10 protein-coding genes and 1 pseudogene are annotated in these 12,849 nt (G+C 67.9%); 7 read left to right on the top strand and 4 right to left on the bottom strand.

What is annotated here, in order from left to right:
• Positions 1–480 precede the first annotated feature (480 nt).
• The 4 genes and pseudogenes from ACWEF2_RS17790 (at position 481) to ACWEF2_RS17805 (ending at position 3,597) form a co-directional block, all read left to right on the top strand.
• Complete coding sequence (locus ACWEF2_RS17790) at positions 481–969, top strand: VOC family protein (protein ID WP_355593123.1); 489 nt, start codon at positions 481–483, stop codon at positions 967–969.
• A 79-nt stretch (positions 970–1,048) separates the two neighbouring features.
• Positions 1,049–1,243 carry a DUF3046 domain-containing protein gene (locus tag ACWEF2_RS17795; protein ID WP_355593121.1) on the top strand — a complete coding sequence of 65 codons (195 nt, stop codon included), beginning with the start codon at positions 1,049–1,051 and terminating at the stop codon, positions 1,241–1,243.
• 552 nt (positions 1,244–1,795) lie between these two features.
• A pseudogene (locus tag ACWEF2_RS17800) lies at positions 1,796–2,214 on the top strand (ISAzo13 family transposase); the annotation flags it as partial.
• A gap of 954 nt (positions 2,215–3,168) precedes the next feature.
• Positions 3,169–3,597, top strand: coding sequence for a transposase (locus ACWEF2_RS17805; RefSeq protein WP_453816439.1), 429 nt, complete (start codon positions 3,169–3,171; stop codon positions 3,595–3,597).
• Between the two features lie 260 nt (positions 3,598–3,857).
• Here ACWEF2_RS17805 and ACWEF2_RS17810 read toward each other — a convergent pair whose 3' ends face one another.
• The gene (locus ACWEF2_RS17810) at positions 3,858–4,127 is read right to left on the bottom strand and encodes a hypothetical protein (protein ID WP_453816441.1); all 270 of its coding nucleotides are present in this window, start codon (positions 4,125–4,127) and stop codon (positions 3,858–3,860) included.
• Between the two features lie 277 nt (positions 4,128–4,404).
• Between ACWEF2_RS17810 and recA the strand changes: the two genes are divergently transcribed.
• The 3 genes from recA (at position 4,405) to rny (ending at position 8,940) form a co-directional block, all read left to right on the top strand.
• Positions 4,405–5,499, top strand: a complete 1,095-nt coding sequence (gene recA / locus ACWEF2_RS17815; protein WP_453816443.1) for a recombinase RecA — start codon at positions 4,405–4,407, stop codon at positions 5,497–5,499.
• Positions 5,500–5,512: 13 nt separating this feature from the next.
• Positions 5,513–6,373 carry a recombination regulator RecX gene (gene recX / locus ACWEF2_RS17820; RefSeq protein WP_453816445.1) on the top strand — a complete coding sequence of 287 codons (861 nt, stop codon included), beginning with the start codon at positions 5,513–5,515 and terminating at the stop codon, positions 6,371–6,373.
• A 947-nt stretch (positions 6,374–7,320) separates the two neighbouring features.
• Positions 7,321–8,940: a ribonuclease Y gene (gene rny, locus ACWEF2_RS17825; RefSeq protein ID WP_453816447.1), complete on the top strand. Its 1,620-nt coding sequence runs from the start codon at positions 7,321–7,323 to the stop codon at positions 8,938–8,940.
• 123 nt (positions 8,941–9,063) lie between these two features.
• On the opposite strand, the gene ACWEF2_RS17830 is transcribed toward rny, so the two are convergent.
• The 3 genes from ACWEF2_RS17830 to ACWEF2_RS17840 all read right to left on the bottom strand — a co-directional run bounded on the left by ACWEF2_RS17830 (position 9,064) and on the right by ACWEF2_RS17840 (position 12,821).
• Positions 9,064–10,944, bottom strand: a complete 1,881-nt coding sequence (locus ACWEF2_RS17830; RefSeq protein ID WP_453816448.1) for a prolyl oligopeptidase family serine peptidase — start codon at positions 10,942–10,944, stop codon at positions 9,064–9,066.
• A 270-nt stretch (positions 10,945–11,214) separates the two neighbouring features.
• The gene (locus ACWEF2_RS17835; RefSeq protein ID WP_453816450.1) at positions 11,215–12,156 is read right to left on the bottom strand and encodes an amino acid ABC transporter permease; all 942 of its coding nucleotides are present in this window, start codon (positions 12,154–12,156) and stop codon (positions 11,215–11,217) included.
• Entirely contained in the window at positions 12,153–12,821 is a 669-nt protein-coding gene (locus ACWEF2_RS17840; RefSeq protein WP_453816452.1) for an amino acid ABC transporter permease, read from the bottom strand. The genes ACWEF2_RS17835 and ACWEF2_RS17840 overlap by 4 nt, the downstream gene beginning before the upstream one ends.
• Positions 12,822–12,849 lie beyond the last annotated feature (28 nt).

The following is a 12,849-nucleotide window of genomic DNA, read 5'->3' on the forward strand; positions in this document are numbered from 1 at the left end:
CAGGCGAAAGATCACCTAAAGGTGACCAAAATCCACATTGCTGGCTGTCGGGACCTTATCGACATATTTTCCGTTTATAGGGCCGTTATGAGAGTGAGCGGCTGTGCCGTGCACCCGGCGGCTCCGGTCTTCTTCCCCCTGTTCTCCGTACGGAGGTCGGAGGGAGCCCCTCCCGGCGCCTCCGGGTAAGGGGGCCGGAGCCCCTCCCCTGGTCGAGGCCCCCGGCACTCCCGGGAGCAGGGAAGGCGTGAGGACACGCCACGAGGGCCGTACCGAGGTGTGCCGGGACGGTGGGCCCGTGCCGTCCGTGCCGTCTGTGCCGCTCTAGGACTTCTTGGACTCCTTGGACACCGGGGGTTCGGTGGGCTCCGTGGGCGGGGTTTCGGCCACAGGCGCATGACGATTGAGAAAGGTTCATGTCCCGATAAGCCGGAGATAGATCTCAGACCAGCATCCGACGCATTAAGTGGTGAGCCGGCGATGAGCATCGACCATCCCGCCGTCGAGACGGCGCGTGAGCGGATCAGGGCGGAACGCCTGGGGAGGCACCGTCCGCTGAGCAGCGCGAGGGGGCTGCACCATGTCGCGCTGATCTCCTCCGACGTCGAGACGACGATCGCCTTCTACCAGGACCTTCTTGAGTTCCCCCTCACGGAGATCTTCGGAAACCGCGACTACCGGGGATCGAGCCACTTCTTCTTCGACATCGGCAACGGCAACCTGCTGGCCTTCTTCGACCTTCCCGGCCTGGACCTCGGTCCCTACCGTGAGGTTCTCGGCGGTCTCCACCACATCGCCATCTCGGTGGACCCGTCGACCTGGGAGCGGTTGCGGGGCAAGCTGGAGGCCGCGGGCGTGCCGCACGAGATCGAGAGCGGCGCCTCGATCTATTTCAGGGATCCCGACGGGGCCCGGCTGGAACTGCTCGCCGACCCGCTCGGGGAGATGTACGGCTCCAGCGTGCTCTGACCGGGTCGAACCGAGCCCTACCCGGCTCGGGGCGCGGAAGGCAGGGGTTCGCACGTGGGCGGGGGCCCATACTTGGGGAATGCGCCTGTCGGAGTTCTGGAAGCGAATGAAACTGCACTTCGGTGATATTTACGCCGAGTCGTGGGCGCGCGACTACGTGATCGCCGACCTGGGGGGACGGACGGTGAATCAGGCGCTGGCCGAGGGGGTCGCGGCCAAGGAGGTCTGGAGGGCCGTGTGCGGGGTGTCCGACGTCGCCGCCCGCCTGCGCTGACGCCCCGCCGGGATGCCGAAGCCGCGGCGGGTTCGGAGCCCCGCGCGGCGCCCACTCGCCCGGACGCCGCCTCTCGAAAGCACGGGCGGATCCCCGGGCGGGCCTGAACCGCCGGATCACGTCCTCGAACTGCTGTCGCAGCGGCCCGGGGTACGGGCCGTCCTGGGTGACGCGGGTTCAACTGCCTGACGAGGAGTGGAAGTTCAGCCAATCGGCGGGTTCGGCCTACCGCGTTAACACGCCACAAGGGCGAATCCCGCAGATTGATCACAACTCAATACGCGGCTAGCACGGCTTGTGTTTCGCTGATACGGTAAAGGGTCGCGTCGCCGTAATGGCGTTCGAATGGGCCGCCTCGGCGACCATGCGATTGCCTTCCAGGATCATGTGGACAACCTCGTCCTTGAACTCCTGGGTGAACCTTCTCCAGTTGCGCTTCGACGCTCTCTGTCCTTCCGGTCGGCCTCACTCCCAAGGATTCACAGAGAAATAACCGGATGATTCGATCTGGACATGGGGAGCCCGCCTGAGCAGGCGGGTCATGGCAGAGATATGAGTGATACGCGGCACGCCTCCCTGACCTCGAAGCCCGGGAAGATCTTCCCCCATCCGGATGAACGTCAGCGGCGGCCGCTGATGAGAGCTGAAGCCCAGGTGCTGGGTCATGGCGGGATCCGGCTGGGCGCCTAGGCCGCAGGGGCAGGTGAGGGCACCGTCTCCCGAGGCGTGCGTGAACCGGCCGGCGGCGTGCCGACGCCGGGCCGGGCCGGCGGCCGGGCACAGACCGCAAACCCCTGCCCCAGACCGACCCGCAGGTACGTGCGGCTCTGCTTGGGCTGGTCGAGCCGGACACACGCGGAGGTCCGGACTCCCCGCCGCGGTGAACGACCACGTCGCCCCGTCGTCTGGCCGCCGAGCCGACTTGTCAAGGGCATCGCATCAGCGCGGACACGGCGGGCAATCTCCCGCGCCGAGCATTTCAGCCTGCGGGGCACCTACGACTCCGCTTGAGCGCCACGGTCTTGGCCGCGCTGACCGGGTACCGGCCGTGGCCTGATCTACCGGGCTCTCGACGAGATCCAGCCGCGGCGCCGACGATCCACGGCCATCACATTGGATGTCGCAAAAGTGATCGACACGTTGACCGAGAGTGAGCATTCGAGATGATCCATTACAGATACCCGTATAAAAATTCAGGCAAACCGGTAAAGTTTCATTAACCGCGTGATCTTGGTAACGCATAAAATCGTTGACACTCAAAAAGAAAAAAAGGAGAATATTTGCAATCCAACGACGCAATGGAAGGAGCTCGGAAGTGAGAATCAAGCCCTACGGCCGGAACCTCGTCACGCTTGCTCTTGCACCAATCGTAATAGGAGGAGTTCTCGCCGTGTCCGCCGGCGCGGCGAACGCATCTTCGGCAGGCCATTGTTACTCGTCGCAGGTAGGGTCCAGTGTCGCCACATCCCAGTGCACTTCAGGTAATATGGGAATCGAACACCGGGTCTGGGCCGACTGCTATGACCTGGGGGTCTACCAGGGGCGCTACAGAGGGAACTGGGCGAGCTCTCAGGGGCAGTCGAGTGTGTCGTGCCCCGGCTCGTCGGTTGTCCGGGCCCACGGCCTCGAGATACGCAGCTAGCATCTGGGCTCCCGTGAATAAGGCGCCACGGGGCAAAGGCCACCCGTCGGCTTCCGATGATGCCTGACGGACGGCAAACGAGGCGTACGGCTCATGCGAGCCGTACGCCTTCGCCGTGTCTGGGACGCTTTCACCGCGTCCCAGCCCTGATGAGCAGGGACTGGGCCGCCGCGTGACCCGGCCGTACGCGATGCCGAGGACGAGAACCACGGGAGTGAGACCCGGCGTTAGGGCCAGGGGGATTCGCCTGCGCGTTGGTCTCCGATCCCGGTAGAGCGTCGCCATGGCGCGCGGCGACCTCACCGATGACGAATGGTCCTTGATCGAGCCTCACCTGTTCCTTGGCGGGCAAGGCCTGATCCCGGACCTGCGGCAGCGGTTCAACGCCGTGATGTGGCGGTTTCGTGTCGGTGGCCCGTGGCGAGACCTGCCCGCCGAATGCGGGCCGTGGTCCACCGTCCACGACAGGTTCCGGTCGTGGGCCACAACCGGCGTCTTCGAGTGGCCGATGCAGGCCGTGATCGCCGAGGCCGCTGCCCGGGGTCAGGTCGATCTTGACCTGGTAGGCGTGGACTCCACCACGGCCCGCGCTCACCATCACGCAGCCGGGATGGTCCTGGACGGTGAGCTGGTGAAGGCGCTACAGGAGGCCGCCGAACAGGAAAAGGGCTGCGCCAAAGGGGCAAAGGCTCCAGAGCGGCGACCCCGGTGAGGACCGGGGCGAACGGCTGGCGGTTACGGCGGCGGCGCGGAATACGGCTGACAGCAGCCGGGCTGGGCCGCTCCCGCGGCCGCTGCGCAAGGCCGCGTTCGTCAGGCGGACCTTCGCCGATGCCACCGAGATCGCCTATGTGGTCGCCGTCGCCACCGCCCAGCCCAATGCCCGTGCCCAACCCTGAACCTGGGGACGGCCACCACTTCCGGTCCCGCACCCTCCGCCGCACGTTCGTCTACCGGCTATGGGGAACGCGGTCAGGAGGAGCCGTCCAGCAGTTTCCCGAGCGCCTCTGCCACCAGTCGGAGATCCCCGGTGTCCTCCTGCCCGTCGGGCGACCACAGGAAGAGCCACCCGTCCTTGGCCGGGGTGGCGAAGACGATCGTCTGCCGGCCGCTGTCCGGATGCCACACCCACAGCACGGGATCGTCGCCCCCGACCGTGCGGCTGACCAGCCCGTGCTTCGACAGTTCGGTGGCCAGGGAGCCAAGATGGATCAGACGTTGTCGGCTGAACGTGCTGGTCACGTGGGACACCTCGGGATCGTTTGCCCTCAGGATCGCCCCGGTTCGCCTTGGAGACAACATGTGCGGAGCAATGCCCGGGAATGTTGCCTTCCGGATGGGGTCCGTCGGCCCAGGCCGTCTGTGACACCCCGGAACACGTGGTCTCGTTGAGCTACGATCGAACAGTCGTTCGGCTATATTGGACACCGTCGCTCCAGGCGTGCTCTCCGGAAACTGTCGGTGGCACCCCGTAGCTTTCTGGCAACCGATCCAACCCGCGACCCTCCAGGGGGCTCACATGGCAGCTAACGACCGCGAGAAGGCGCTTGAGACCGCCCTTGCTCAGATCGAGCGACAGTTCGGTAAGGGCTCGATCATGCGTCTCGGTGACGAGACCCGGGCGCCCATCGAAGTGATCCCGACCAGTTCCATCGCGCTCGACGTCGCCCTGGGCATCGGCGGGTTCCCGCGAGGCCGCATCGTCGAGGTCTACGGTCCCGAGTCCTCCGGCAAGACCACCGTCGCGCTGCACGCGGTGGCCAACGCCCAGCGAGCCGGCGGCATCGCGGCGTTCATCGACGCCGAGCACGCCCTCGACCCCGAGTACGCCAAGAAACTCGGCGTCGACACCGACGCGCTGCTCGTCTCCCAGCCCGACACCGGTGAGCAGGCGCTGGAGATCGCCGACATGCTGATCCGCTCCGGTGCCGTCGACCTGCTGGTCATCGACTCGGTCGCGGCCCTGGTGCCCAAGGCCGAGATCGAGGGCGAGATGGGTGACAGCCACGTCGGTCTCCAGGCCCGGCTGATGTCGCAGGCCCTGCGCAAGGTCGCCGGCGCGCTCAACAACACCGGCACCACAGCCATCTTCATCAACCAGCTCCGAGAGAAGATCGGCGTCATGTTCGGCTCGCCGGAGACCACGACCGGTGGAAAGGCGCTGAAGTTCTATGCCTCGGTCCGGCTCGACATCCGCCGCATCGAGACGCTGAAGGACGGCACCGAGGCGGTGGGCAACCGCACCCGTGTCAAGGTCGTCAAGAACAAGATGGCCCCGCCCTTCCGGGTGGCCGACTTCGACATCCTCTACGGCGTCGGCATCTCCCGCGAGGGTGGCCTGATCGACATGGGGGTCGAGCACGGCTTCGTCCGCAAGTCCGGCGCTTGGTACACCTACGAGGGCGACCAGCTCGGTCAGGGCAAGGAGAACGCCCGCAACTTCCTGAAGAACCACCCGGACATGGCCAACGAGATCGAGAAGAAGATCAAGGAGAAGCTCGGCATCGGCCCCCGCGTGGACAGCCCGGCCACTCCGCCGCCCGCCGCCCCCGCCCCGGCCGCCGCCTCAGGCCGTGCTTCCAAGGCGACGACTCCCAAACCGGGTGACGTCTGACCCGGAGTGATCGATGACGACGGGACCTGACTCCGGTCCGGCCGACGCGGCCGGGCCGCGAGACTGGGGCGCCTGGCCCGACACGCCGGAGGCCGCGTCCACCGGATCGGCCCGGCGAGGGGGCGGACGGCCGAGGCGTGCGCGCCGAGACCGTTCGGAGGAGTGGGAGACGTCCGGTACGGGCGGGGACGACGCCTTCCCTCCGGGCGACTTCACAGAGAGTCCGCCGGACCGTTCCGATGGGGAGGGGCGAGGCCGGGGCACTCGCGGATCCCGGAGGGCGAGCCGGTCCGGAGACGGATCCGGGGGAGTTGCGCCGGACGGGCCGGCCGGGGGATCTCCGGCGAGCCGAGGTCCCGGCGCCGATCCGCAGGCCGTGGCCAGGTCCGTCTGCCTGCGACTGCTGACCATGGCGCCGCGCACCCGAGCCCAGCTCGCGGAGGCGCTGCGCAGGCGTGAGGTGCCGGAGGAGGCCGCCGAGGCCGTGCTTGAGCGGTTCTCCGAGGTCGGCCTCATCGACGACGAGGCGTTCGCCGCGGCCTGGGTGAGTTCACGTCACGCCGGACGAGGTCTCGCCCGCAGGGCCCTCGCCTCGGAGCTCCGTCACCGAGGGGTGAACGAGGACACTGTCAAGGATGCCGTGGAGCAGCTCGACCCCGAGCAGGAGGTGGAGACGGCGCGCAGGCTGGTGGCGCGCAGGCTGTCGTCCACCCGGGGGCTGGAGCCCGCCGCCAGGACCCGGAGGCTGGCCGGCATGCTCGCCCGGAAGGGGTATGGCCCCGGCCTCGCCTTCCGGGTGATCCGCGAGGCACTTGAGAGTGAACAGGCGGAGCGTTCCGCTTTTTCCACGGAGTTCGACTATCCGGATGAGTAGTGAAGACGATCGGTAAGCGATGTTCGACTATCCGCCCGGTGACCGGAACATGCGGTCGGTGACCTCGTCCACGTGGAGGTATAGGTGATCGGTGTGTGCTGTTCGGTTATTTGAGCGGCTTGCAGGTCATGTGATGTGTGGGGTGTTCTGTCCGGAGGGTGATGATTCGGATACGCCTGGGGTCGCTGAGGGGGTAGGACCGGCCGCCCGGTGGTGAGCGGGGCGAGACGGAGTGGTCTGTGGGCTTCGATACTTGGCCGGGGCTGGGTGCCAAGGGGGCGTCCGGCCGTTCGGGGGCCGGAGGTGACCGGCGTCCGGTTGGGTGGGTCGCCTGGGATGGATTCGAGTGATGTGCGGGGTTGGCCTGGTCAGAGGGGCGGCCAGAGTGGTGGGGAAGCCCGATGGGGCTGAGGTGGTCTTTGAGTATCCGGCTGGTTGTGCGGGCCGAGAGGTAAGCGGGTGGACCGTCCAGTGGGGTCGGCCTGGCGGGGATGACCGATGAGAACATGCGGTGACGGGGGCCGTCGATGTCCCGGCCTCCTCCGGGGAGACGGTTGGACCGGTGGAAAGCGAGTCACCACCGGGGCGGCACCCCTGTGAGCCTCGGTACATCATGTCTGGCCACATGAGAAAGAAATATCGCTCCTTCACGTTTAGCCGCTCCGAAGTCGGTCTTTGCTTGCCCGTTACCTCTTTGACGCTTAACCTCGACGGCAGTGAGGAGTTACTCCGCGCAGCGCGGATTGTCATAACGGTGAATTACGGATGAGCTAGTTCGACGGATGCGAGCGGATGGCGGGTCGGCGGGCCCAGCCGCTGCGCCGTCGGCTCTGGGTGATATCTGTCGGTGATATCTGGCCTGGTGGTGCCACCGCTCGGGCTTTCCGTGGTGTGCGTGTGACCCCTCGCGTGCTTGATATTTGCGACGCGAGGAGGGCGGGGCGCGCATGAATTCGGTGGTGGTCATCACCTTGGCGGTTGCGGTCGCGGTTCTCGCCGTGGTGACGATAGCCGTGCTGATCATGTTGCTGCGTCGTACCGGTGGAACCGTCGGAAGGCTGAACGGCACCTCTCCCGAGCAGGAGACCGGGGCTCGGGCGGATGTGGAGGAGGCCAGGCGTCAGGCCGCGGAGATTCGCCTCCAGGCCGAGAGCGACGCCAGAGAGGTTCTGCACAGATCGGAGGCCGCCGTCGAGGCCGCCGCCGAGCTGCGTAAAGAGGCCGAGGAAGAGAGCCGGATCCTTAAATACGAGCTCAAGGAGCTCCGTTCCGACCTCGAACGCAGGGAGAAGCGGCTGGCTGAACGCGAGCAGCGGCTTGATGAGGAGGCCAGGCGTCAGGCCGACCGGGCCCGTAAGCTCGCCGAGACGGAGACCGAGCTCGCCGACCGGCGCGAGGATTTGGACCGGGTCAGCCATGAGCGCAGGACCATCCTGGAACGGGTGGCCGGACTCACCGGTGATCAGGCGAAGTCCGAGCTGATCAGGGAGATTGAGAACCAGGCGAAGCGCGAGGCCGCCCTGATCGTCAGGGAGATCGAGGGCCAGGCCCGAAAGGAGGGCGAGAAGCGGGCCACCAAGATCGTCACGTTGGCGGTCCAGCGGGTGGCCGCGGAGCAGACCGCCGAGTCCGTCGTCAGCGTCCTGCATCTTCCCGGTGACGATATGAAGGGCCGCATCATCGGTCGTGAGGGCCGCAACATCCGCGCCTTCGAGTCGACCACCGGTGTCAACCTGATCATCGACGACACGCCCGAAGCCGTGCTGCTGTCATGTTTCGACCCGGTCCGTCGGGAGACCGCCCGGCTGACGCTGGAGAAACTCGTTCTCGACGGCCGCATCCACCCCCAGCGCATCGAGGAGGCCCACGAGCGGAGCAGGGCCGAGGTCCAGGACCTGTGCGTACGCGCAGGTGAGGACGCCCTGGTCGAGCTCGGCATCACCGACATGCATCCCGAGCTGGTCACGCTGCTCGGCCAGCTCCGCTACCGAACCTCCTACGGTCAGAACGTGCTGGGTCATCTCATCGAGTCCGCGCACATCGCCGGGATCATGGCGGCCGAGCTCAGACTCGACTCGATGCTGCTCAAGCGCTGCACGGTCCTGCACGACATCGGCAAGGCGCTCACCCATGAGGTCGAGGGCAGTCACGCGCTCATCGGCGCCGAGATCGCCAGACGGTATGGCGAGCACGAGGACGTGGTCCACGCGATCGAGGCCCACCACAACGAGGTCGAGGTCAGGACGGTCGAGGCCGTTCTCACCCAGGCCGCCGACGCGATCAGCGGCAGCCGGCCGGGTGCCCGGCGCGAGTCGCTGGAGGCCTATGTCAAGCGGCTGGAGCGCCTGGAGGAGATCGCCACCTCCTACGACGGCGTCGAAAAGGTCTTCGCCATGCAGGCCGGCAGGGAGATCCGCGTCATGGTCAAGCCGGACTCGATCGACGACATCCAGGCCCAGGTGATCGCCCGTGACGTCGCCAAGCAGATTGAGGAGGAGCTCACCTACCCCGGCCAGATCCGCATCACGGTGGTCCGTGAGTCACGGGCCACGGAGTTCGCCCGCTGACCCGGTGACCGTGAACCTCGCCGGGCTCCGGCACCCTCCCGCGGAGGCGGTTGTGATTCACTCCATCCGAAACCGGACGGGGCAGCCCGATAACACTCCGGGCGCACTCCAGGGGTTCGGCTGTCAGGGGCGGAAGATCTGCTGGTAGAAGGCGAGTTCGGTGGCCAGGGCCGCACTGCGGGTCTCGGCGCGGCGGAAACCGTGGGCCTCGCCCTCGAAGGTGAGGTAGGTGCAGGGGACGCCGTGTTCGGCGAGGGCGTCGGCGAAGGCCTGGGACTGGGCCGCGGGGACCACCGGATCGGACAGGCCCTGCAGCAGCAGCATGGGACAGTCCACCCCGGCCACCCGGCCGAGGGGTTCACGGGAGCGGTACAGGACGGGGTCCTCCGGGCCCACCAGCCATTCGATGTAGCGGGACTCGAAGTCGTGGGTGGTCGCCAGGAACGGGGCGAGCGCGCTCACCCCGTAGTACGAGACGCCGCCGGCGAACGTGTCCGACGCGCAGCAGGACGCCATGACCGTCCAGCCTCCCGCGCTGCCCCCCCGGATCGCGATCCGTCCCGGATCGGCCAGCCTCTCCGCGGCCAGCCACCTTGCCGCGTCGATCGAGTCCTCCACGTCCACCACGCCCCACTGGCCGTGCAGCAGATCGCGGTAGACCCGGCCGTATCCGGTGGAACCGCCGTAGTTGACGTCGAGCACCCCGATGCCCCTGCTGGTGAAGAACGCCTTCTCCAGGTCGAGTGCGCTGACGCTGTGTGAGGTGGGACCGCCGTGAACGAACACGACGTACGGCGGGGCGCCGTTGCCGGAGAACCCGGGATTCGACGGCGGATAGACGAACGCGTGCACTCGGCGGCCGGACCGGCCCTCGATCTCCACGGCCCGGGGGACCGGCAGGTAGGCGGCGTCGGGCAGCTCGTCGATGTCGCGGCGCAACTCCTCCGCCTGCCCCGTGCCGGGGTCCACCCGGACGACCGTGGGGGGCACAGCCGGGCCGTATCCGATCCCGGCCAGCATGCGCCCGTCCGAGGACAGGGCGGGGCGCCAGCCGTCGTAGGGGGTGTCCAGGTCGGTCAGTATCCCGCTGCTTGGGTCGAGGACGCCCAGTCGCAGGTCACCCCGCCCGTGCAGGACCGCGATCCGCCCGTCGGCCAGCGGCGCGTACGGCGCGCCGCCGAGCTGCCAGAGCGGTCCGGCGAACTCCTCCTTCAGCGGGCAGAGCGCCTCCGGCGCGGTGTCGTGCACTCCGACCCGGTAGAGGTTCCACCAGCCCGACCGGTCGGAGATCAGATAGAGGTGCCGGTCGCCGCACCAGCGGGGGAAGAGCACCGACTCGGCGGTTCCGCCCAGCACCGTCCGGGAGTCGCCGTCGGCCAGCCGGACGACCCGCAGCTCGGTACCGTTCCAGGGCATGAGGGGGTGATCCCAGCAGATGTAGGCCAGGTGCCCTCCACCGGGGGAGAGCGCCAGGCAGGCGTAGAAGTCGCTTCCGCCGACCCACTCGCGCGGCTCGGTCCCGCCGTGCAGCGGGACGGAGACGATCGAACGGCTGACCTCGCCGTCGTCGTGGTGCCGCTCGCGGACACACCAGACCTGTCCGTCGTACACCAGCAGGTCCGCGTAGCGGAGGCCGGCCTCCAGGGTGGGTTCCGGCGTGATCGGCCGTGGCTCGGCGCCGGGGAGGAGCAGGTAGAGCCGCTGGTCGGCGAAGTTCGTGAACACCAGGCCGCCGCCGGGGACGACCGCGTAGGGCCGTCCGCCGTACTCGTGGACGCGGGTCCTGGCGTTCCATGGGGCGGCCAGCAGCTCCCGGCAGGTGCCGTCGGCGTCCCGGTGCACGACCGTGGTCCGCCCACCCTCGGTGGGACGGTCCTCGCTCCACCACGTCTCCTCGCCGCGCACCGTCGGGAATTCCAGACGCAGCCCGGACCGGGCGACGCCGGTGGACGAGATCGGTGAGGGCCAGGCACCGTACGGCCGGATGGCCTGCTCGGGGGACATGGCGCAATCCTGCCCGACCAACCCGCCGCCTGTCGCCGGTATGGCATTCATCCCCTGTGACATGCGGAAATTCACTTTCCGTGACGGCTGACGACGGCCCTCAAACGGTGATGATCCGGTTTTCCCGGACGTCGGAGATAGTCACCGCAATCGCGGCGATCAGGTCTTCCCGGACGGCGAGGGCACGCACCACGACCCCGGCCGATCGGACCCCGTCGGCCAGGCGAACACCTGGCCGACGGGGTCTGTGCCTCCGATGAGGAGCGTCAGCTAGTCGACCGCGGAGACGCCGGTCGGGGAACCGGGCACCACGATCGCCCCGGGGGGCTCGATCGGCTGGGCCGAGGTCCTCCGGCTGCGGCGGCTGCGCCGTTCCAGCCAGGTGGCGAAGGCGCCGACGATCAGATTGATGATGATGTAGACGATCGCGATGACGATCACCGAGGGGATGAGGTTGTTGAAGTTGGACGGCAGCACGCGCGCCCCCGCGTTCAGCAGGTCCTCGAACGAGACGATGAACCCCAGGGCGGTGTCCTTCAGCAGCACGACGAGTTGCGCGACGATCGCCGGCATCATGGCCGTGACCGCCTGCGGCAGCAGGATCATCCGCATGACCTGCCCCTTGCGCAGGCCGACCGCGAGCGCGGCCTCCGACTGACCGCGCGGGATGGACTGAATGCCCGCCCGCACGATCTCCGCCAGCACCGACCCGTTGTACAGCACCAGGCCGATCACCACGGCCATGAAGGGGGTCACGGTGAGCCCGAAGACCACGCTGCCGCCGTACATCACCGCGAAGATCATGACGAGCAGCGGGATCGCCCGGAAGAACTCCACCACCACCCCCGCCGGGACACGGATCCAGCGCTGGTCGGCCAGCCGCCCGATGCCGAGGGCGAAACCGAACGGCACCGCGATCAGAGCGGCGACCGCCGCGGCGCTCAGCGTGTTCAGCAGGCCGGGCAGGATCAGGTTGACCCACACGTCGCCCCGGAGGAACGGCGTCCACAGGGCGGGGTCGAGCTGGTGCTTCTCGTTCAGCTTGACGACCATCGCGTAGCCGGCGAACAGCACGGCCACGATGACCAGCACCGTGAACACGGCGTTGCGCCTCCGGGCGCGGGGGCCGGGCGCGTCGTAGAGGACGTTGACCCGGTCGGATGTCCCGGCGCCCCCGCGGGTCCGCCGAGGTTCGGTGGTCAGCGCGCTCACCGGACCACCGCCAGCCGCCTGGACAGCCAGGTGAACAGCAACCCGGTCGGCAGGGTCAGGATCAGGAAGCCCACCGCGAACCCGAAGAAGATCGGGACGACCGCGTCACCGTGCGACTCGAAGAGCGTCTTCATCGTCAGCGACGCCTCGCCGACACCGATGGCGGCGGCGATCGTGGTGTTCTTGGTCAGCGCGATCAGGATGCTGCCCAGCGGGGCGATCACCGCCCGGAGCGCCTGGGGCAGCACGATCAGCCTCAGGTTCTGGAAGAAGGTGAGACCGATGGCGCGGGCCGCCTCCGCCTGGCCGAGCGGGACCGTGTTGATCCCGGCCCTGATCGCCTCGCAGACGAACGCCGCCGTGTAGGCGGAGAGGCCGATGATCGACAGCCAGAGGTAGTTGGTGGACAGGCTCGTGGAGAACGAGACGTCCAGGACCAGGCCGAGACCCAGCCCGCAGAACACGATCACCAGGGTCAGCGGGGTGTTCCGCAGGATGTTCACATACGCCGTGCCGATCCCGCGCAGCACGGGCAGCGGGCTGACCCGCATCCCGGCGAGGACCGTGCCGAGCACCAGCGCCAGCGCCCCGCCGGCGAGCGTGAGCCGTATCGTCAGCCAGAAGGCGCCCACGATGACCGGGAATTCGTCGAAGAGTGCCTGCACTCATCCCTCCAGAGGCCCGCCGGCCGGG

Source organism: Streptosporangium sp. NPDC004631 (genome assembly GCF_053601935.1).

Bases quoted from the DNA above. Each gene is read 5' to 3' on its own strand.
- ACWEF2_RS17790 (WP_355593123.1), top strand. From the start codon at position 481: ATGAGCATCGACCATCCCGCCGTCGAGACGGCGCGTGAGCGGATCAGG.
- ACWEF2_RS17795 (WP_355593121.1), top strand. From the start codon at position 1,049: ATGCGCCTGTCGGAGTTCTGGAAGCGAATGAAACTGCACTTCGGTGAT.
- ACWEF2_RS17805 (WP_453816439.1), top strand. From the start codon at position 3,169: ATGGCGCGCGGCGACCTCACCGATGACGAATGGTCCTTGATCGAGCCT.
- recA (WP_453816443.1), top strand. From the start codon at position 4,405: ATGGCAGCTAACGACCGCGAGAAGGCGCTTGAGACCGCCCTTGCTCAG.
- recX (WP_453816445.1), top strand. From the start codon at position 5,513: ATGACGACGGGACCTGACTCCGGTCCGGCCGACGCGGCCGGGCCGCGA.
- rny (WP_453816447.1), top strand. From the start codon at position 7,321: ATGAATTCGGTGGTGGTCATCACCTTGGCGGTTGCGGTCGCGGTTCTC.
- ACWEF2_RS17830 (WP_453816448.1), bottom strand. From the start codon at position 10,944: ATGTCCCCCGAGCAGGCCATCCGGCCGTACGGTGCCTGGCCCTCACCG.